Source organism: Kitasatospora sp. NPDC004240 (genome assembly GCF_053603215.1).
The window spans coordinates 69735-88550 of sequence record NZ_JBSGFD010000009.1 but is presented as its reverse complement, the minus strand read 5'-3'; the positions used below and the strand labels follow the sequence as shown (position 1 = coordinate 88550).

The window sequence follows — 18816 nt, the reverse complement described above, 5'->3', positions numbered from 1 at the left end:
CTGGCCCGGCACCGGCTCGCTGCCCGTCACCGACGGCAGCGGCACCCCGGTGAAGATCGGCCCGATGGGAAGCGCCGGCCAGGGCGGCCAGTGACGCGAGCGGCCCCGGGACGGCCGCCGGAGCACGGGCCGGGCACGACGCAGCCGCGAACCTCCAACCTGCCTGAAGCGGCGAAGCCGTAGGGTAGAGCCCGGGTCAGGAGCAGGGCGTGCCGGCCGTCCTGACCCGGCAGCGGCCGGCCGCCCGCATCCTGCGCCATCGCACCCACCTCAAGACCGGCACCGTCAGCCGCCAGACCGTCTACGCGATCACCGACCTGAGCTCGCAACAGGCCTCGCCCCAGCGCCTCGGCCAACTTGCCAGGTCGCAGTGGACCATCGAGAACCGGCTCCACTTCGTCCGCGACACCACCTTCGCCGAAGACGCCTCGAAGATCCGCACCGGCCATGGCCCCGAGAACATGGCGTCCCTACGCAACCTGGCGATCAACGCCCTCCGCACTGCCGGGCACCGCAACATCGCCGCCGGCCTCCGGCACGCCTCCTACGAGCCCTTCACCCGCCCGCTCGACCTCCTCGGCATCGCCTGACCAGGCACGCTCACAAGATCACCGGACTTTGCAACGGCCCTGCCCTGCGGCCGTCAAGCGGCGCCGGTCGGAGCCGGCCGACACACACACCACGACCAGCATCTGCAGCGGCGCGACCCGGCGGACCACGGTGTCCGCCTGCTCCCACACGGCCCGCCCGGCTACTGCCGAACGGGACCCACCCGTATGGATCTGCTCGACGACCTCGCCGCGCGGGCGGCGCCGCACGACGGCATGGAGCGTCCCGGCGGCGATGACCGGCGGCCGGCCACCGCGCTTGCCCGTACCGTGTCCGACAGCTACCCGACGTGCGGCCCGCAGGCGAAGGCCGCCACGACGGCTCCACCGGTGAGGGATCGCCCCGGGTCTTCACGCGGCCCCGCCTCCGCACGGGCCGGATCCGCTCACGGAGGCGTCAGTCCGGCACTTCCGTCACACTCGGTTCACGAGCCAGCCGAAGACGAACGCCTCGTTCTGCTCCCGGTTCTCGGCCAACTCGATGTATCGCGCGCCCTGCAAGCTGGTGAGTGCCTTGAGCAGGGCCATCTCGCCCGACGCCTTCCGCTTGTCCACGAAGACCGTGAATGCCGCGACCGTCTTCGGTCCGATCGCACCGTCCACGGTCATGTCGGGATAGTCGGCCTGCTGCCGGTTCAGAACGTTGAGAACACGCTGCAGGAACTTCCCCGCCGTCCCAGTGCCCATGTTGACGGCCACGTCGAACAGCTTCTGGGCGACCGGCTCCGAGACCTCGGCGATGCTGTCCAGGCGAAGCACCTTCCAGTAGCGGCGCTGGTAGATCTCCTTGGCCTTCTCCAGGGGCAGATCCTCCATCGGCCCCATGTACCCGTTCTCCCGGGCCACGGCCTCGGTGATGCCGTAGTTGGTTGCGCCGCCTTGATCCGCGGCATGGTTCGAGTAGCCACCCTCCCGCGCCACCGTCACCTCGAATGCCTTGTCAAACGCCGTCATGTCTCTGCCCTTCTCGATGGAGTCGGAGAACTTGTCACCTCAGACGACCGGGCGCTGCCACCGCTACGTAGCCCATGGGCAAGCCCTTCCTTGCCCGGCGCCTCACCCCGATCAACGATCCGACCACCCTCCGGTGACTGTCGGCGTCATCAGGGCGCAGCGGCAGGCGTCCGAGCAGCGGCGGACACAGCCCCAGTCCGGGGCACAGCAGTAGTGGCAGGTCGGTGCCCGGGTCGCGGAGCACCAGGCGAAGAGGCTGCGGCGACCGGGCAGCGCGTGCTCGACCTCGGTGGAGAACGCCTCGAGGCCTCGCCCGGGAGCTCCGGCCGGTGGTGGCCGGCGGCCCGGTCGTCGTCGGGGTCGGGTGCGGCAAGCGCGGTGGCGGTCATCGGGTGGCCTTCCGTCAGCGGGAGGCCGGGAGCGGCACGGTGGCCGGCCCCGGCGTCCAGGCGCTCGCCCGGATGCCGCCGACACTGCACACCCACCCCTTGTCCGCGGCCTGACCCCACCCCTTGTCCGACCCCTTGACCAGCACGTTGTCCGACCCCTTGACCAGCACGTTGTCCCGCCCGGAATGCCCCGGTCCTGGGCCTTGTCCTCCCGGTTTGTCCGTGACCGGGATCACCCCGGTCGGGCCGCCGTACAGGCCCGTCAGGCCGTCGGCCAGTAGGCGGCGAGCCGGCCCGCAAGGTCGGCGGCGGCCACAGAGACGGAAGTTTCCCCCGAAGGGGTGGTTTGTCCTCTCAGACGGGTGGTCGGGCGACGCACTGCGCTGGGGTGGGTACGGCTTCGCCGTTCGTATTCGCCGTTCGTACAAGCAGCGGCCCTCTCACCTCCAGGAGTGTGGATGTCCAGCCAGAACCCGCCCGGGGTCTTCGTGGAGGAGCTCCCCAGCGGAGTACGCGTGATCACCGGGGCGAGCATGTCGGTCCCGGCGTTCCTCGGCTACACGAAGGCCTCCGCCCACGACGCCCCGGACGCGACCCCCAAGCCGTTCACCGACGCCGAGCGCGCCATCCCGCAGAAGATCCACAGCTGGCGGGAGTTCGCCGCCCGCTACAGCATCGAGGGGATCGCCAAGGACCTCGCGGACGCGACCGACCCGGCCGCCATTCACACGCTGCAACGGTGCCTGCCCCTGGCCGAGGCGGTCTACGGGTTCTTCGCCAACGGTGGGGGCACCTGCTACGTGGTGGGTTTCACCGGCCCGCAGAACGCCGTCTCGCCCAAGGACCTCATGGGAGACACCGAGGCCCGCACCGGCCTCGCCGGCCTGGGGAGCGTTCCCGAGGTCACCATGGTCGCCGTGCCCAGCCTCTGGGACATGACCGCGGACGTCTCCTCCGAGAAGGAGGCACCCGCGCCCGACCACGCCGCGGGCATCAGCAGGATGGCCGAGGTCGTGAAGCACTGCACCGAGCAGCGCAACCGGCTGGCAATCCTCGACCCGCCGCCCGGCCAGACCCCGGCCCAGGTCGGTGCCTTCGCCGACACACTCGACTCGACCGACTCCGACGCCGCCGCCTTCACCACCCTGTACTACCCGTGGATCACGGTGCCCGGTGTCGACACCGTCGAGCGCACCGTGCCGCCCTGCGGCCACGTGGCCGGCGTCTGGGCCCGCACCGACGCCGAACGCGGCGTCTTCAAGGCCCCTGCCAACCAGAACCTCCGCGGCGCCCTCAGGCTCCAGAACGTCCTCACGAATGACGAGAACGGTGAGCTGAACGCGAAGGGCGTCAACTGCCTGCGCGTCTTCCCGGACAGGGGCCTGCTCGTGTGGGGCGCCCGCACCAGGTCGGCCACCCGCGACTGGCGCTACCTCAACGTCCGCCGCCTGGTCTCCTACCTCTCCGACTCCATCCACCAGTCGACGACGTGGGCGGTGTTCGAGCCCAACGACGAGCGGCTGCGGGCGACGTTGCGGCACGCCGTCACCTCGTTCCTCACCGACCAGTGGCGCCAGGGCGCCCTCACGGGACACACAACCGACGCGGCGTTCTACGTGATCTGCGACGACACCAACAACAAGCCCGAGACCATCAACAACGGCAAGGTCATCTGCGACATCGGCATCGCACCCGTGCGCGCCGCCGAGTTCGTCCACTTCACCATCACCCAGGACGCCGGGCAAAGCGGCACAACCGCCTGACAGCCCGCCTGTCTGCCCCGCCCCGGCGGGGCAGACAGCAGCCCGATACAAGAGCCGGCCGTCTGCTGTCGCATAGCCGGCCTCCGCTACCCAGAGCGCCAACGTTCCTCGCCACGACACCCCGGTCGCACGCTCACGATGAGCGCCCGTTGGACGCCGCTCAGCGCGCCCTCGCCCGCTGCGGAACCGCCTGGACGCCGCGATCGAGCACCAGGTGCGCGACGAAACCAGTGGAACGTCTTGGCCCGCGCCGAGCAAAGGCACGTCCGATCCAGGGCCACTTCCCTTTTGCCTTACGGCTCCCGAGGACCCCGGATAGCAACGGCGCTGCCCTGCATCACCATCAACCGCCCCGGCTGAAGGTCAGGAAACTGCCTCGGCCTGCCCGCCCGCCTCATCCGCAACCACATCACGCCCGCCGCAGCCGTCAGAGGTCTTCCAGGTAGGCCTGGTGGACGGTGCGGGCGGCCTCCTGGATGACGTCCCTTGGTGTGGTGTAGGCGATCGCGGCTGGGGCGTACGCCTGGGGCGTGTGCCCAGTTCGGTTCTGCTCCCTGCCCGTAGAGCGGGCCACCATGCAACTCTCCCAAGTGAACGGCCAGTTCAACGCGGGAGGTGCAGGGTGGCCCTGTCTCAGCATGACCTACTCCGGCTGCTGGAGTCACTACGTTCGGCAGACGGGCTCGAACTCGTCCGCGGTGTGGCCGAGCGAATGCTCCAGGAACTGATCGAGGCCGAGGCCACCGCCAGGATCGGCGCGGAGTGGAACGAGCACACCGACAGCCGCACCGCGTTTCGCAACGGACACCGGGACAAGACGCTGACCACCCAGGCCGGCGACCTGGACCTGGCGATCCCCAAGCTGCGGTCGGGCAGCTTCTTCCCCGCGTTGCTGGAACGGCGGCGCCGGATCGACCAAGCCCTGTACGCGGTCATCATGGAGGCGTACGTCCACGGCGTGTCGACGCGCTCGGTCGACGACCTGGTCAAGGCGCTCGGCGCGGACACCGGGATCTCCAAGAGCGAGGTCTCACGGATCTGCGAAGACCTGGACGGCCAGCTCGTCGCGTTCCGGACCAGGTCACTGGACCACACTCGGTTCCCCTACGTCTACCTCGATGCGACCTACTGCAAGGCGAGGGTGAACCACCAGATCGTGTCCCGGGCCGTTGTGATCGCCACCGAGCTCCCCGAAAGCGCCCCCGTGCTACCCAACACCACCAACACGACGCCTGGTTGATCGGCTACACCACAACAAGGGACACGACCGCAGCGACGGCGTAGCAACACCCCAGGCGGCCCCCGACGGCGGGACCACCACGTGAGACGCCGAAGGCGCCGACCACCGTCATGCCGGAAGCGCTGCCCGCCCCGCCGTTGCGCCGGACCCCGGCCACCGGCCGAACCGTTCGGCGCTGTTTCACCGACCGCTGACCTGTGCCGGCACCCGAACCCCGGCGGCCGCCCCGGGGCAGGCAAGCTCACCGGCCCCGGAGCGAATCCCCCACCGCAGGTCAGCGGCCCGCCAGGCCGCCCGCGCCGGTGGCGAGCGATCGTAGACGTGGGTGGTTCAGCCGAGGTCGTTGAGCCGCAGGTAGAGCTTGTGGTAGCCGCCGTCGCCGCCGTTGAAGTGGAAGTAGTTCTCCCCGTTGGGCAGGCGGCTCATGAAGATCAGGTAGTCGCGGGTCCAGCCGAAGGAACGCTCGTGCACCAGGTCGTCGTCGTTGACGAACAGCCCCAGGAGCGCGTTGAGCAGGCCGGCGCCGAGGGAGAGCAAGGCGGCCCAGCTGGCGGCCTTCCTCGTCTCGTTGTCGTAGAACCGGGAGATCTCGGAGGACGTGTCCGCGGCGTGATCGGCGAAGTCGGCCAGAGCCTCACGCAGCTTGTTGTAGAAGCTGTCAGGGCTGTTGTCGGCCTCCCAGCACTGGATCTCGGCCGACATGTGCTTGTCGACCGTGCCGTTGAACAGGTACGTCTCCTTGCCGTAGACGTAGTCGAAGTGGTGCACCTCGCCCGTGTGGACGGATCCGTACTCCCTGGTGTCGAACGACTTCCTGGCCGTGGTGTCGCTGCCCGCGCCCAGCCCCCAGTAGATCTCGTCGGCGCCCACCTCCCCCGCGGACTCCTCCACCACGTGGAACTTGTGCATGCGCACCCGTACGGTGATCGGACCCGTGAGGTTCGCGTCCTGCGGCGGGGCGGTGAGGATGGTGATGGCGCGCCCGTAGTCGGCCATGGCCGCGATGTCCTCATCGGTGTCGATCGACTCGCCCTCGGCGAGCCGGCTGACGTCGACGATGCGGACGTTGGGCTGGGCGGTGATCTCCTGCGCCAGCGCGGGCAGAGCGGCGGCGAGGTCGGCACTGCCGAAGCCCTTCTCCAGCGGCAGGTCCGTGATCACCCGGGGAAGCACGGCGATGGGCCCGCGAGCACACGCCTCGCCGTACACCCGGCCCAGGGCTGGCAGCTCCCCCGCGGGCAGGTACTTGCCCGCGGTGTCGACCAGACGCTGCTCCAGGTCGGTCAGAGGCAGGCCCCGGTCCAGGCGGGCCGCTGCGTGCAGCAGCACCCCGAACAGCAGGTTCCCGGGGCGGTTCATCTGCATCCGACGGCCCGCGCGGGTCTGCGCCCGGGTCCCGGACAGCATCGCGCTCAGGCGCCCCGAGCGCTCCTCGGCAGTGGCGGGCAACTCCGACATGAAAGACCACATCCTTCCCGGGAAGAAGCGCTCCCGGTGGCGGGAACGCGCATGACGCGAATGTAGCTACACGAACGGTCTCCTTCGGGGTGCCCCGCCGCAACCGACCAGCCGGACCCGCCACGGCCTCCGGCACGCCGGACGAACGCGACCTTCGCCGCGCAGTACGAGAGCCGCGGCGCGGGTGCTCTGCGGTCGGCCACCGTGGCGGCGGGAGCAGACCCGCCCCGGGCCGAGGATGAGGCGAGGGCCTGAAGAGGGCGGTTCGTTAGCTTATGTCCGTTTCGAGGTGGCGTCGGGGCAGGGCTGCTGGTCACGCGACTTCGGTCGGCTGCTGCTTCCTGATGAAGCTGCCGGCACCGACTTCGGTGAGGACGTCGAGCTTGACGAGGCGTTTCGGCTTGGCGCGGGTGCCTTCGATGTTCTTCGGCAGGAGTTCGTGGTCGAGGGCTTCGCAGACGTCACGGGCCCGCAGGGGGTGGATGGCCTCGTTGAGGACGGCGAGGATGCGGGGGTGGTCCGGGTGCTCCGGCAGGTCGGACGAGGAACTCTGGGCCGGAATGCGGTCGGCGAGAGCAGTGACGGTCTTCCTGGTGATCGCGAGGTGTGCGAGATGGGTCTCCGCTTCCAGCAGCCGGCCCTGCAGTTTCATCGATCTGCGTGCGGAGGTCGTCGGCCAGAGTCTGTGCGGCGTGTTCTTGGACGTCGAGCGCGTCGAGCCGGGGCCGGATGTTCACGTGCTCACCGCCTGTGGGTCGCGCCAGGTGGGCGCGCTCGCGCCGGTGAGGCGCCGGGCCATCACCTGGGTCATCGCCCAGTGGACGCGGGAGGCGGAGGAGGTGGGGCGGTGCTCGTAGTCGCGGACCAGGCGCCGGTGCGGTATCAGGATCCCGTAGGTCTGCTCGACCCTCCACCGTTTCGGCTGCGGGACGAACCCTCCGTCCTGCGGGTTACGTACGACGGTCTCGACGTCGATGCCCAGGAGGGCGCCGTGCGCGGCGACCTGCTTCTTGAAGCCCTGGTCGACCAGGGCCTTGCGGACGGTGCCGCCGGCGTGCACTGCCACCTGGTCCAGCAGGGCGATGCCCGCGGCGTTGTCGTGCGTGTCCACGGCCAGGACGATGACGGCGATGACCAGGCCCAGCACGTCCACGGCCAGGCCCCGCTTACGGCCCGGCACCCGCTCGCCGGGTCCCGGCCGGTCGTCGAGGCGGGCACCCCGGCAGCCGCGTGGACACTCTGCGTGTCCAGCACCACCAGGGTCGGGTCCTCTGATCGGCGGGCCCGCTCCCGGACCTGGCAGCGCAGGAGTTCATGGATGACCTGGTCGGTTCCGTCGTCCCGCCACGCGGCGAAGTAGTAGTACGTCGCGCTCTTCGGCGGCAGATCGTGCGGGAGGTAGGCCCACTGGCAGCCGGTCCTGCCCTGGTAGAGGATCGAGTTCACGATCTCTCGCATCGCGTAGGCGCCCTGATGGCCGCTCACCGAGCGGTGCCGGCCCTTCCACGCCGTGAGCACCGGCTCGATCAACGACCACTGCTCGTCGGACAAGTCGCTCGGGTACGGCTTGCGTTCTCTCACCCCGCCACCCCAGCAGACCACCCGCCCCGGACGAGCGGACTCCGCCCGCGCCCACACCATCAGGTGACAGCAGAACCGGTCAAATACTCACGAACCGCCCTCTCAACCAACCCATCAACCCCCAGCCCGAAAACAAGGCTGCTCAGCTGATCACCGACCCGCCACAATTTGGCGCCCCACAACACCAACAGGTCACACCCGGCGGCCCCTCCCCGGGTAGAGCTTCGCGTGCAATACCCGGTCCTCCCACCACGGATCGTCCGGGGCAGGGACCAGCGCGGCCACCAGCTCGCGCCTGGTCGGGACCGGCAGCATCAGCGGGCCCAAGTCCTTTGCGGCGCGGGCCTGTACGCACTCGGGGCACTCCAGCCGGTCCGGCCGGGCCTTCTCCCGCAGCTCCAGCTTCGAGTCCTCCTTCCCCCCGATCGAGCCCCGGCACGTCCAGCACGGGCGCAACGCGACGTTCGCTGCCAGGGCCCGTGCTGGAAAGGACGCCTTGCGGCCAGCCCCGGACACCCCACGCGCAGGCTGCGGCACCGGGGTTGTCTGCGGGGATGTGTATCGTCCGAGCCAGCAGGTGCCACAGAAGTGAGAAGGAAGGGGCGGGAATGGCCGAGGTCAGGCCGGAGACGCGCGAGTACCTCGACGGACTGTTCACACCGGGCCTGCGGATCGGCGGCGATCCGCACACCCCGTACAGCTGGATCGAGATCGCCGAGGTGCAGGAGGTCGCCGCAATCCGGCTTCCGAGCGGCCGGTTGGTCGTGGACTCGCCCTGGATCACCGGGCTGCCGCGCGAGCTCGCATTCCGCATCCCGCCCGGCGAGTACCCGGTGGACGTCTCCTGGGCCAACTGGCCCCACCTCTCCGGCGGCTACTACAACGAATTCCGGGAGTGCGCCGCGACGCGCCTGCGCGTGCGCGACGAGCCGGTGGTCACGTGGGAGCTCGCCCTCGGCGTGGGTGAAGACCCGGCCCTGCGTGCTGCCGGCGCGGGATTCGAGGCGGAGGACGCCATGGGCTGCTTCGCCGACGCCACCGCCTGGCAACCGCTGACCGAACCCTTCCACCGGTACCTGACGGACGTGGACGGAGCCGGCTTCGGCGGCCCACCGATCGGGCGGGACACCGAAGGCCTCTGCGAGGGCTGCTTCGAGCTCACCCACGACGAGGAACGCCGGGCCGACCTGCTGACCTTCGGCGTCCCTGAAGGCTGGGGCCAGGTCTGGGCAGGCCGTGCCCGCGATGGCGAGATCGCGGTGATCGTCGCCCCGGGCGACGTGCCCACCAGCCCGTGGGACTGAGACGGCCTGGCGAGAGCCAGCCCGGCCCTCCGCCCCCTGCCACCGTGTCGGGGGTTTCTACCGACCAGCCCATCGACTGCTCGTGAAGGGCGTCCCGGGCGGGACACCCCGGCCCGGAACGCCCATCCGACGGCTGACCGCCGGACCCTCCGTGTCACGGGGTTCGTCTACAGTTCAGCCCGTTCGACATGCGGATACGGAAAAGGAGCGGGACATGGCCGGGGGGGCATGGGAGCGGCTTGTCGGCAACGGGTGAAAACCTGAACACCCGCGCCGTCTACGGGCCAGCGCCTTGCGCTGGTCGTCGCTCCAGCTGTCCGCCCCCACCCTCCAGGCCACGGCAGGCGGGACGACGTGGTCGATGTCGAGCTTGTGGGGGCCCACGGCCCCCGCCCCCGACCGCGGCCGCCGTGCCGACTCGCGGTCGAACGAGGCCCCGCCCTACGCTGAGAAGCGGGGCGACCACAGGGGGCGACGCAGGTCGACCGACACTCCACCCGTGCGACTCCCGCATCTGAGGAGGAGGACCGAGGCAATGACGGAACGTGGCAGCGTAGCAGCGAGGCCGGCACCGACGGCGCGGCGATCAGCCCGGACGGTGTCGACGGAGACGTCCTTCATCACCAGCTGGCTCACCGAGGATGAGATCTTCGTGCTCTCCGTCTACGGGGCGTCCACCGAGCCCGGAACCGGGCTCTGTATATGGCCGTCCAAATCGACCGACAACGAGGACCAGCTGTGGACCTACGTGGACGGCCTCTACCTCCAGAACCAGAAGAGCGGACTGGTCGCCGAGATCCGCGGATCGGACCCCGGTAACGGAGCCGAGATCCAGATCAACACCCGCACCGGCGCCGCCAACCAGCATTGGGCGATCTGCGGTGACGGCTTCATCCGGAGCATGATGAACGGCAACGCCCTCTCGGTCTTCAACAGCCAGGACCAGCCCGGCACCCCGGTGGTGTCGTCGACCGCCCAACTACCGATCGTCAAGGACCCGTACGGCGGGCAGGGTTGGTGGCAGGACTGGATCAGCAACGGGTCGTGCCAGAACCTGGTGACGGTCGTGACCAACAACACGGCCTACGAGCTGCTCGTCCAGGGCACCCCCTCCACCGAAACGGAGATGCTCTACCCCGCGTCGGGCTCCCCCGCGGTGGAGTGCCCCCCGGGCACGGTGGTGGTGTTCATGTCGCACTACCACCACGACAACGAAGTGGACTACGACCTCTACTCCATACACGGTCCGGGCCCCTCGGCGTCCTTCAACGCCCACCAGCACAGGTGCGCCCTGGAGAGCGGGCGCGTCTGGGTGGACAACATCAACTCCGCGTTCGGCTTCAGCCTGACGACCCCCGTCTGCGTCGAGGGCGACTGGGACGAATCCCTCCCCGGCACGATCCTGATCTCGGTGGAGGGCGGTGAGTGACGACGCGTCGGCCGCGGCTGCGGGTCGCCCTCGACGAGCACCCCCGACAGGAGGCCCTACTTCGACAGGGAGAATTCGACAGCACGGCCAGTGCCCTCCTGATCAGCCCCGACCACACGATCCGCTGCCCGACGAGCCCGGGCTGCGCAGCAGGACCATCTCGACGCGCCTGAGCGGCAGCGCGGATCGCGCTGTCCACCACCGCCGGGCGCTGATGTGGCTGCACGGCAACGGCGTGAAAGACGGGCTGGCTCCGAATCTGGTGGCCACCGCGCTCGCTAGCGCCTGGCGCGGTATCGACATCGGCACCTCCTACTTCCTGCACGGCTCGGTCATCGGGGTCCGCAGGGGGTGACATCGCCCCTTTGGAGCAGGACCTGGTCGGCCAGGCGCAGGCCGTCGCCGAGGTGATCACCGGGCGCAGGGCGGCGTGGCTGACCCAGCAGCCGTCGTCCAACGAGGCCGCCTGGGCCGAGATCGTCCGCTACGCCTTCGAGGCTGTTCGGGCCTGCAGCGCCAAGGCGTAGATCGCGCGGAGGACAGTGGGCCCGGAGACCTCCCCGATCGGGGAGGTCTCCGGGCCCACCGCGTTGTCCTCTCCGGCCGCTTGCCCACCGTCCGGAGTCCGTCCGCCGTCACGGCCGAGGCCACGTCGGAGGGCATGTCTGGGGGCCGCAGCCTGAACGCCTCGCAAGGATCGGGGAAGGGCGGTGCACTCGACGGATGCGGGGCCGGACGGCGATCATGGGGAACTGTCACGCTTCCGGGGGTCTTCCACGGCTGCCTGACCGGGCGGCGTCACGCGCGATCCGGGCGTAGCCGGCGCGAGCTCGACGCCCAGTACCGGCAGGCACTGGCCGCCAACCCGAACCAGGCGGACGCGATGTGCTCGACCTGGCAACCAGCTCGTCGCGAGATCCACAGACAAGCTCGATGCGACAAGGCAGCCGTCCGGAGCAGGTAGCCTGCGGGGGACAAAGAGAAGAGTTCGCATGGACTCCCGGATCGCCCGCATCCGACGCAAGCTCGCCAAGGTGCCCTACGCCGCGCTGCGAAGCTACTCCTTCGGTGAAGAGAAGCACGCGTTCCGCCTCGAACCCCCGTTGCCGGACGCGAAAGTCGCCGAGTTCGAGGCCGACCACCACATCGAACTGCCCGACCCCTACCGCGGCTTCCTGACCACGCTGGGCGGGGGCGGCGCATCGCCCTTCTACGGCCTGCTGCCGTTGCGGTCATGCCGGCTGTTCACGATGGACCCCCGCGGCGAGCCCGGCCGCCCTCGGGGGTTCACGTTCGCCGGCGGCCCGTCTCACCGAAGTGACCTGTTCCTGCACATCATCGAGGCGGGGTGCTCCGACCTGGTGCTTCTTGGCATCACCGGTCCCCTGGCGGGCCGCGTCGTCACCGGAAAGGCCGACGGCTTCTGGGGTCCCAATGTCTCGTCGGCCGCCGATTTCCTGGCCTGGTACGAACGCTGGCTCGACCACATGCTTGCCGGGCGCGACAACCGTGACCTGGAACTGATCTCACCCGCCCTGCGAGCGCCGGTCGACCGCTTGGAGAGGCGGCATCGCGATCGCGCGGATCTGTCACGACCCCGAGAATCCGAAGCCGCGTCACCCGGTTGAGAGCGGAGATGAAGCCGCAGGCCGCATGGTTGCCCGTATGGCACGGAAGCCGAGAACCCACATCAGCGGCGGGTGACGGCGAAGCCGCTGTCGTTCAGGGCCTGGGTCCACACCTGCGGGTCGAACCACTTCTCGATGTCGGGGGCCTGCGCGGTGATGGCCTTCATCCGGGCGTCCCAGTCGTGTCCGGCCGGACCGCGGCTGCCCCGGCACCCGTTGCAGCCGTCCTCCCCGTGGATGTGGCCGGCCATCCAGGCGTTCGCCGCGACGTTGAGGATGACCGCGTACAGGTCGCCGCCGCTCTCGGCGAGCGCGTCGGGCACGCCGGCCAGGATCAGCGCCAGCTCCGGGTTGCCGAGGGGCGGCAGCGGGGCCCGCCCGGCCCCGCGGGCGTCGCCTGCGTCCTTGAACTCCTGGTACTGGCGGGTGAGGGTCTCCGCAAGACCAGCCGGATCGAAGTAGCGCCAGGCCCGGTACGGCCCGGAAGGAACACCGGTCCCGGCAGACGCAATCCCACGCAACGGCGTCCGGAGCCGCCGGTGTGATCGCGCCGGCACCGGCTGTTTCCACACCTGAGAGCCCGACCCGCTACGCGCGGGCCCTGAGCCACCCTCACGAGGGCAGTCGGCAGGCCACCCTGGCTCACGCCAAGTGACCGCCAAGACCCTTTACTTGAACCGTTTCATCCCGATATCATCCGTTCACCGAATGGTCGACATGTCTCTGCGTGATCGGTCAGGACGGCAGGGTGACCGACTGGGCGTGATGGAAGACGTTCTCGGGGTCCCAGGTCCTCTTGGTGCGCTGCAGGCGGGTGTAGTTGCCCTTGTAGTAGAGCCGCTGGTAGGCGGGGGACGGGTCGGCGGTGGTGCCGAGGTCGATGTCGGGGTAGTTCACGTAGGCGCCGTCGGTGTGGGTGTCCTTGCCCTTGGGGTTCACCTCGGGGATGCCCTTGGTGGCGGCGTACACCTCGCGGTAGAACTCGCGCAGGTAGGTGAGGTGACCGTCGTCCTGGGCGGGGTCGGTCCAGTAGGTCTGGTACTGGAGCTTCATGATCGAGTCGCGCTGGGGCACGGCCGTCCCGGCCGGGTCGTGGGTGTTGATCCGGCAGCCGTAGGAGTCGATCTGGACCAGGGTCTGCGTCAGGTCGAGAGTCCCCTCGTCCCTGGTGAGCCACTTCCAGAAGGCGTTGATGTGGGCGTCGGTGAAGGGCTTGCGGTGGTACGCCGATTTGTACTTGCCGCGCTGGTTGGGGCCGGACCCGTTGAGCGTCATGGTCGCCTGGAACCAGGGCATCCGGCGGCGCTTGTCCGGGTAGGGCAGCAGGAGCCGGCCGACGCTGCGGGTCTGGACGGAGGACTCGGACTGCATCCCCTTCTCCAGGGCGGCAAGGAACTCGTCGAGCGGGCCGGGCCGCTCCCCGTCCCACTGGGTGGTCAGCACGACCTCGCCGTTGCTGTGGTGGGAGAGGTGCAGCAGGCTGAACAGGCCCTGGTAGATCGTCTCGGTCGGGCCGCTGTGCGCGGCGAGGAAGGTGCCGTAGTTGGTCAGCAGGGTGCGGAAGTCCTCCGGGTGCTTGAGGAGGTCCGCCCACTGCCAGGCGACGCTGGACAGCCAGACCTGGGCCGGCGGCCGGGGCAGTTCCCGGGTGAAGTGGTAGCGCAGGACGACGCCGAAGTTGCCGCCTCCCCCGCCGGTGTGGGCCCAGAACAGGTCGCGTTCGGCGGACTTCTCCGGGTCGCGGCGGTGGGCGCGGGTCACCGCGACCTCGCCGCGCCGCACGGTCACCACGTCGACCTGGACCAGGTGGTCGACGGTGAGTCCGTGGCGCCGGGAGAGCAGGCCGTACCCGCCGCCGCAGATGTGGCCGCCGGCCCCGACCGAGTAGCACGAGCCGGCCGGGATCGTGACGCCGTACGTGCGGAAGAGGGTGGTGTAGGCGTCCCAGTTGGTGGCGCCCCCCTCGACGCAATAGGTGGCGCCGCCGAATTTGTCCCGGCCCTCGTACACGCCGTTCATGGTGCTGAGGTCGAGGATCACGCCGCCGTCGTTGTCGACGAAGTTCTCGTAGCAGTGGCCTCCACCGCGGACGGTCGGGCGTTTGCGCTCCGAGAGGGCGTCGACCAGCGACCGGACGGCGTCGTTCTCGTTCCCCACCAGCCGGATGGAGGAGGGGGTGCTGATCCAGCGCTGGTTGAACCCCTGACTCAGCGTCCGGTAGCGCGGGTCGCCGGGCAGGACCGTGCGCCCCTCCGCCGCTTCGTCCGCGGCCCGGGCGGCCGGTGGGCCGCCGCCACCCGGGGACGTGTCCGGTCCGTCGGCCCGCGCCGGGGCGGCCGCGGCCAGCCCCAACGCGCTCGCGGAGGCCCCGGCGGCGGCCATTCCGGCACTGCCCAGAAATCCACGGCGGGAGACTTCCTGACTCGTCACGGCTCACCCTCTCGACTCGGCTGGACGATGGCAGCCGAACGCTAGCACGGAATTCGAGGAAGTGAATTCCTGTGCGAATTAATGTGAAAGTACGTTCTTTTGGAGTTCTTCTCCAGGGACAGCGGATTCCCAGCTCGGCAAGCCTCGCGACCCCCGGCCCCCGGGATTGTCGGTGGGCTCGGTTACTGTCTCGGCGTCCGGTCGGAAGGCCGTTCGAAGCGACGATCCGAAGAGCGAGGAGGGGCGCGTGCGCCGCTTTGAGTACACCGAGGGCAGCTCGGCGAAGTTCTGGGAGGTGGCCGTCGACGGCAGCACCGTGACCGTGCGCTACGGACGCATCGGCACGGCCGGCCGTGAGCAGCTCAAGGAACTCGACTCCCCGCAGGCCGCGCTCAAGCACCTCATCAAGGTGATCGCGGAGAAGCAGGGCAAGGGGTACGTGGCCGTGGGCACCGAGGGCCCCGCCGGCGGGCCGGGCGCCCCCGACCCCGTCACCGCCGCGCCCGCACCCGCAGCACCTGTTCCGGTCGACCGGGCCGCCCCCGCCGAGCAGGCCGCGCCCGCCGGGGAGCCCACGCGTCCCGCGCCGGCCGGGCCCGTCGCCCGCCCCGACGAGACCTCCTTCACCTTCCCCGAGGCCTGGCACCGCCTGGTGCACCCGCGGCGCGGCGGGGTCCGCCGTTCGGTCGCCGCCCCCGCGCGGGACGCCGCCGAGCGGATCCGCGCGCTCCTCGCCGACAACGCGACGTGGATCGACACCGCCCTCGGCAACAAGCGCACCGAGGCGCACCTCGCCGAGGCCGCCCGCGCCTACCTCGACGGCGCCGCGGACCCCGTGGGCGCCGCCGTGACGACGGCCGTGGTGCACCGGTGGGACACCGACCTGCGCCCGTTCGTCGATGCCTGGGTGACCACCCACGGCCTTCCGTTCGCGGCCTGCGCCGTGGTCGAGCTGTACGACCTGGACTTCCGCAGCGAGTGGCACGGCGGACGGCAGCGCAACCCCTGGATGCGCACGCCCCCGCAGGACAGCGACCGCTTCGACCCGGTGGGCTTCCGGCCCGCCGCCGACCGGGTCCGCGCCCTGCTGGCGGTCGCCGACGACGCGACCCACCACGCGGCCGTCACCGCCCTGGCCGAGCGCCGTACGGGGCTGCGCCGCCGGATCGTCTCCGCCTACCTCGCGCCGGACCGGGCCGACTGGGTGACCGAGTGCTGCGCCGAGGGCGGGCCGAACCGGCCCGCGACGGCCACGCTGCGCTCGATGCTGTTCTGCTCGCTCGGCTCCGCCGAGCAGGTCGAGCGGCTGGGCGGCCAGGCCCGCCTGGGCTGGCAGGGCTGGTCGGCGGCGGTGGTCGCGACCGTCGCCGAGGGCATCGGCCCGGCCGTCGCACCGATGCTGGCGGAGGAACTGAGCGGCTGGCTGGACGCCGACACCGCCAAGGTGCTCGTCAACGCGGCGGCCGAGCTTCCCTCGGACGAGGCCTTCGCCATCCTCCTGGCGCGGATCGGCGAGAAGAGCTCCCGCCCCGCCCTCGTCTCCGCGATGCGCCGCTACCCGCTGCGTGCGGTGCGCCTGCTGGCACCGGCCTCGACCGGCACCGACGCGGACGCCGCCCTGGCACGCCGACTGCTGACCGGCCACGTGGAGGCCCACCACGACCTGGTCCTCGCCGCCCTGCCGGAGCTGGACGCCCAGGTCGCCGAGGTGGTCGCGCCCCTGACCGAGCGGGCCGCCCGGGTCGCCGCCGTCCCTGTCGAGACCTTGCCCGCCCTGCTGAGCAGCCCACCGTGGACGCGCCGCCGCACGGCCGCCAAGGGGCAGGTGGTCAGGGGCCTCACCACCCCCGCCGGGACCGACGTGGTCTGGCGTCCGCACGAGCGGGAGGAGTGGTCCGCCCTCACCCCCTGGCCCCTGGACCGCGGCTCCTCGGAGAACTGGGAGCAGCTGGCCGCCTCCTACCGGCAGGGCCGGCTGAACTGCTACGACCAGGCCCGGCTGTTCGTCGAGGGCCCGGCCGAGCTCCTGGAGCCGCTGCTGGCGAACTGGCAGCTGGAGCCCGAGTACATGTACGAGGCGCTGGACACCATGCGGCGGGTGGTGGCCCGGCACGGGGTCGCCGCGCTGCGGCCCGCCCTGTTCACCGCCACCGCCCAGCCGTCGTCGCTGGCCCCGCTGCTGCTGCCGTTCGTCGGGCTGGACGTCGCCCGGGCGATGGCCGACTGGCTGCGCCGCCTCAAATCGGTCCGCGTCACGGCGCGCGCCTGGTTCGTCCGGCACGCCGCGGCGGCCGCCGAACTGCTGGTGCCGGACGCGGTCGGTCCGGCCGGCCGCGTCCGGCTGGACGCCGAGGAGGCGCTACGGCTGATCGCGGCGTCCGCCGGCGCCGAGGTGGTCCGCGCGGCGGCGAAGGCGTACGGGCCCGAGGCGCTCGCGGCGATCGACGCGCAGCTCTTGGCCGACCCGCTCCAGGCCGCGCTGCCCACCCGGATGCCGGCGGTCGGCGACTGGGCCGATCCGCTGCTGGTGCCGCAGCTGCTGCTGCGCTCCGGCGGCGCGCTGCCGGACACCGCCGCGGGCCATGTCGTCACCATGCTCGCCGTCTCCAAGCCGGGCGCGGTGTACCCGGGCCTCGGCCTGGTGACGGAGCTGTGCACGGCGGAGTCCGCGTCCGCCTTCGCCTGGGGGCTGTTCGAACGGTGGCGGCTGGCCGGGATGCCGGCCAAGGACGCCTGGGCGCTGCGGGCGCTGGGCGTCCTCGGGGACGACGAGGTGGTCCGCCGGCTGACCCCGGTCATCCGTGCCTGGCCCGGGGAGAGCGCCCACCAGCGCGCGGTGGAGGGCCTGGAGGTACTGGCCGAGATCGGCACCGACGTGGCGCTGCTGCACCTGCACGGCATCGCCCAGCGGGTGGGCTTCAAGGGGCTCAAGACCCGCGCCCAGGACAAGATCTCCGAGGTCGCCGCCGGTCTCGGCCTGACCGGCGAGCAGCTGGCGGACCGCCTGGTGCCGGACTTCGGGCTGGACGCCGACGGCAGCACCGTCGTCGACTACGGCCCGCGCCGCTTCACCGTCGGCTTCGACGAGCAGCTGCGCCCGTACGTGCTGGACGCGGACGGCAAGCGCCGCAAGGACCTGCCCGTCCCCGGCGTGCGGGACGACGCCGTTCTGGCGCCCGCCGAGCGCAAGCGGTTCGCGGCGCTGAAGAAGGACGTGCGCACGGTCGCCGCCGACCAGGTCCGCCGGCTGGAGGCGGCGATGGTCGGGCAGCGCTCGTGGACGGCGGAGGAGTTCCGCTCGCTGTTCGTGGCGCACCCGCTGCTCTGGCACCTGGTGCGCCGGGTGGTCTGGCTCGCCGAGACGCCCGTCGAGGGTACGGGCGGCGAGGGCGCGAGCGGTGGGGGTACGAGCGGTGGGGGTACGGCCGGCACCGAGGTCATCGCCTTCCGGGTCGCGGAGGACCGTACCTTCGCCGATGTCGAGGACGAGCTCTTCACCCTGGCCGACGACGCGTCCGTCCGGATCGCCCACCCGCTGCACCTCGGTGACCGGCTGGCCGCCTGGTCGGAGCTGTTCGCCGACTACGAGATCCTGCAGCCCTTCCCGCAGCTCGGCCGGCCGGTCCTGCGGGCCACGGAGGCGGAGGCGGCGAGCCACCGGCTGACCCGCTTCGAGGGGATCACGGTGCCGGCGGGCAGACTGCTCGGCCTGCAGAGGCGGGGCTGGGAGCGCGGCGAGCCGCAGGACGCCGGCGTCGAGCGCTGGTTCTCCCGTCCGCTGGGGCGCGACCGCCACCTGGTGATCGGGCTGGGCCAGGGCATCGCGGTCGGCATGATCGACGAGTTCCCCGACCAGGAGCTGGAGACGGTCTGGCTGGACACCCGGCCGTGCGACTACTGGTCGCGCAACGAGTACACGCTGACCTTCGGCCGGCTCGACCCGGTGATCGTCTCCGAGGTACTCGCCGACCTGACCGAGCTGACCACGCCCGCCGACGGCGCCAAGGCCTGAGCCCGAGGGTCCTCGTCACC

General features: G+C 70.9%; 14 protein-coding genes and 3 pseudogenes. 9 read left to right on the top strand and 8 right to left on the bottom strand.

Annotation, left to right across the window (positions count from 1 at the left end; genetic code table 11):
* Together ACWEQL_RS04670 and ACWEQL_RS04665 are read left to right on the top strand one after the other, a co-directional pair.
* Nucleotides 1-94: pseudogene (locus ACWEQL_RS04670) on the top strand (DUF4232 domain-containing protein); the annotation flags it as partial.
* 115 nt (nucleotides 95-209) lie between these two features.
* Nucleotides 210-590: a transposase gene (locus ACWEQL_RS04665; protein ID WP_452148692.1), complete on the top strand. Its 381-nt coding sequence runs from the start codon at nucleotides 210-212 to the stop codon at nucleotides 588-590.
* A gap of 432 nt (nucleotides 591-1022) precedes the next feature.
* Here the strand turns inward: ACWEQL_RS04665 and ACWEQL_RS04660 are convergent, their stop codons facing one another.
* On the bottom strand, nucleotides 1023-1562 hold the full coding sequence (locus ACWEQL_RS04660; protein WP_452148691.1) for a glycoside hydrolase family 108 protein: 540 nt from the start codon (nucleotides 1560-1562) through the stop codon (nucleotides 1023-1025).
* An 847-nt stretch (nucleotides 1563-2409) separates the two neighbouring features.
* Here ACWEQL_RS04660 and ACWEQL_RS04655 point away from each other — a divergent pair.
* Nucleotides 2410-3714 carry a phage tail sheath family protein gene (locus ACWEQL_RS04655; protein ID WP_452148690.1) on the top strand — a complete coding sequence of 435 codons (1305 nt, stop codon included), beginning with the start codon at nucleotides 2410-2412 and terminating at the stop codon, nucleotides 3712-3714.
* 427 nt (nucleotides 3715-4141) lie between these two features.
* Here ACWEQL_RS04655 and ACWEQL_RS04650 read toward each other — a convergent pair whose 3' ends face one another.
* Entirely contained in the window at nucleotides 4142-4291 is a 150-nt protein-coding gene (locus ACWEQL_RS04650; RefSeq protein ID WP_452148689.1) for a hypothetical protein, read from the bottom strand.
* Between the two features lie 45 nt (nucleotides 4292-4336).
* Between ACWEQL_RS04650 and ACWEQL_RS04645 the strand changes: the two are divergent.
* A pseudogene (locus ACWEQL_RS04645) lies at nucleotides 4337-4897 on the top strand (transposase); the annotation flags it as partial.
* A 387-nt stretch (nucleotides 4898-5284) separates the two neighbouring features.
* On the opposite strand, the gene ACWEQL_RS04640 reads toward ACWEQL_RS04645, so the two are convergent.
* From ACWEQL_RS04640 to ACWEQL_RS04625, 4 genes and pseudogenes are all read right to left on the bottom strand, one after another.
* Entirely contained in the window at nucleotides 5285-6412 is a 1128-nt protein-coding gene (locus tag ACWEQL_RS04640) for a hypothetical protein (RefSeq protein WP_452148688.1), read from the bottom strand.
* Between the two features lie 313 nt (nucleotides 6413-6725).
* The gene (locus tag ACWEQL_RS04635) at nucleotides 6726-7064 is read right to left on the bottom strand and encodes a hypothetical protein (protein WP_452148687.1); all 339 of its coding nucleotides are present in this window, start codon (nucleotides 7062-7064) and stop codon (nucleotides 6726-6728) included.
* Nucleotides 7065-7145: 81 nt separating this feature from the next.
* Nucleotides 7146-7993: pseudogene (locus tag ACWEQL_RS04630) on the bottom strand (IS5 family transposase).
* Nucleotides 7994-8185: 192 nt separating this feature from the next.
* Nucleotides 8186-8509 carry a hypothetical protein gene (locus ACWEQL_RS04625; RefSeq protein WP_452148686.1) on the bottom strand — a complete coding sequence of 108 codons (324 nt, stop codon included), beginning with the start codon at nucleotides 8507-8509 and terminating at the stop codon, nucleotides 8186-8188.
* A gap of 92 nt (nucleotides 8510-8601) precedes the next feature.
* On the opposite strand from ACWEQL_RS04625, the gene ACWEQL_RS04620 reads away from it, so the two are divergent.
* The 4 genes from ACWEQL_RS04620 to ACWEQL_RS04605 all read left to right on the top strand — a co-directional run bounded on the left by ACWEQL_RS04620 (nucleotide 8602) and on the right by ACWEQL_RS04605 (nucleotide 12354).
* Nucleotides 8602-9297, top strand: coding sequence for a DUF4241 domain-containing protein (locus ACWEQL_RS04620; protein ID WP_452148685.1), 696 nt, complete (start codon nucleotides 8602-8604; stop codon nucleotides 9295-9297).
* Nucleotides 9298-9895: 598 nt separating this feature from the next.
* Nucleotides 9896-10726 carry an RICIN domain-containing protein gene (locus ACWEQL_RS04615; protein WP_452148684.1) on the top strand — a complete coding sequence of 277 codons (831 nt, stop codon included), beginning with the start codon at nucleotides 9896-9898 and terminating at the stop codon, nucleotides 10724-10726.
* A 365-nt stretch (nucleotides 10727-11091) separates the two neighbouring features.
* Nucleotides 11092-11253: a hypothetical protein gene (locus ACWEQL_RS04610; protein ID WP_452148683.1), complete on the top strand. Its 162-nt coding sequence runs from the start codon at nucleotides 11092-11094 to the stop codon at nucleotides 11251-11253.
* A gap of 465 nt (nucleotides 11254-11718) precedes the next feature.
* A complete protein-coding gene (locus tag ACWEQL_RS04605) occupies nucleotides 11719-12354 on the top strand; it encodes an SMI1/KNR4 family protein (RefSeq protein ID WP_452148682.1) in 636 nt (211 codons plus the stop codon).
* 62 nt (nucleotides 12355-12416) lie between these two features.
* Here ACWEQL_RS04605 and ACWEQL_RS04600 read toward each other — a convergent pair whose 3' ends face one another.
* Both ACWEQL_RS04600 and ACWEQL_RS04595 read right to left on the bottom strand, forming a co-directional pair.
* On the bottom strand, nucleotides 12417-12875 hold the full coding sequence (locus tag ACWEQL_RS04600; RefSeq protein ID WP_452148681.1) for a hypothetical protein: 459 nt from the start codon (nucleotides 12873-12875) through the stop codon (nucleotides 12417-12419).
* A gap of 214 nt (nucleotides 12876-13089) precedes the next feature.
* Nucleotides 13090-14784: an FAD-binding oxidoreductase gene (locus ACWEQL_RS04595; RefSeq protein WP_452148680.1), complete on the bottom strand. Its 1695-nt coding sequence runs from the start codon at nucleotides 14782-14784 to the stop codon at nucleotides 13090-13092.
* Nucleotides 14785-15031: 247 nt separating this feature from the next.
* Between ACWEQL_RS04595 and ACWEQL_RS04590 the strand changes: the two genes are divergently transcribed.
* Nucleotides 15032-18796, top strand: coding sequence for a DUF4132 domain-containing protein (locus ACWEQL_RS04590; RefSeq protein WP_452148679.1), 3765 nt, complete (start codon nucleotides 15032-15034; stop codon nucleotides 18794-18796).
* Nucleotides 18797-18816: the final 20 nt, after the last annotated feature.

What these genes read in the sequence shown, in the direction of transcription:
- ACWEQL_RS04655 (WP_452148690.1), top strand. Translation starts at nt 2,410, where the DNA reads ATGTCCAGCCAGAACCCGCCCGGGGTCTTCGTGGAGGAGCTCCCCAGC.
- ACWEQL_RS04650 (WP_452148689.1), bottom strand. Translation starts at nt 4,291, where the DNA reads ATGGTGGCCCGCTCTACGGGCAGGGAGCAGAACCGAACTGGGCACACG.
- ACWEQL_RS04635 (WP_452148687.1), bottom strand. Translation starts at nt 7,064, where the DNA reads ATGAAACTGCAGGGCCGGCTGCTGGAAGCGGAGACCCATCTCGCACAC.
- ACWEQL_RS04640 (WP_452148688.1), bottom strand. Translation starts at nt 6,412, where the DNA reads ATGTCGGAGTTGCCCGCCACTGCCGAGGAGCGCTCGGGGCGCCTGAGC.
- ACWEQL_RS04620 (WP_452148685.1), top strand. Translation starts at nt 8,602, where the DNA reads ATGGCCGAGGTCAGGCCGGAGACGCGCGAGTACCTCGACGGACTGTTC.
- ACWEQL_RS04605 (WP_452148682.1), top strand. Translation starts at nt 11,719, where the DNA reads ATGGACTCCCGGATCGCCCGCATCCGACGCAAGCTCGCCAAGGTGCCC.
- ACWEQL_RS04660 (WP_452148691.1), bottom strand. Translation starts at nt 1,562, where the DNA reads ATGACGGCGTTTGACAAGGCATTCGAGGTGACGGTGGCGCGGGAGGGT.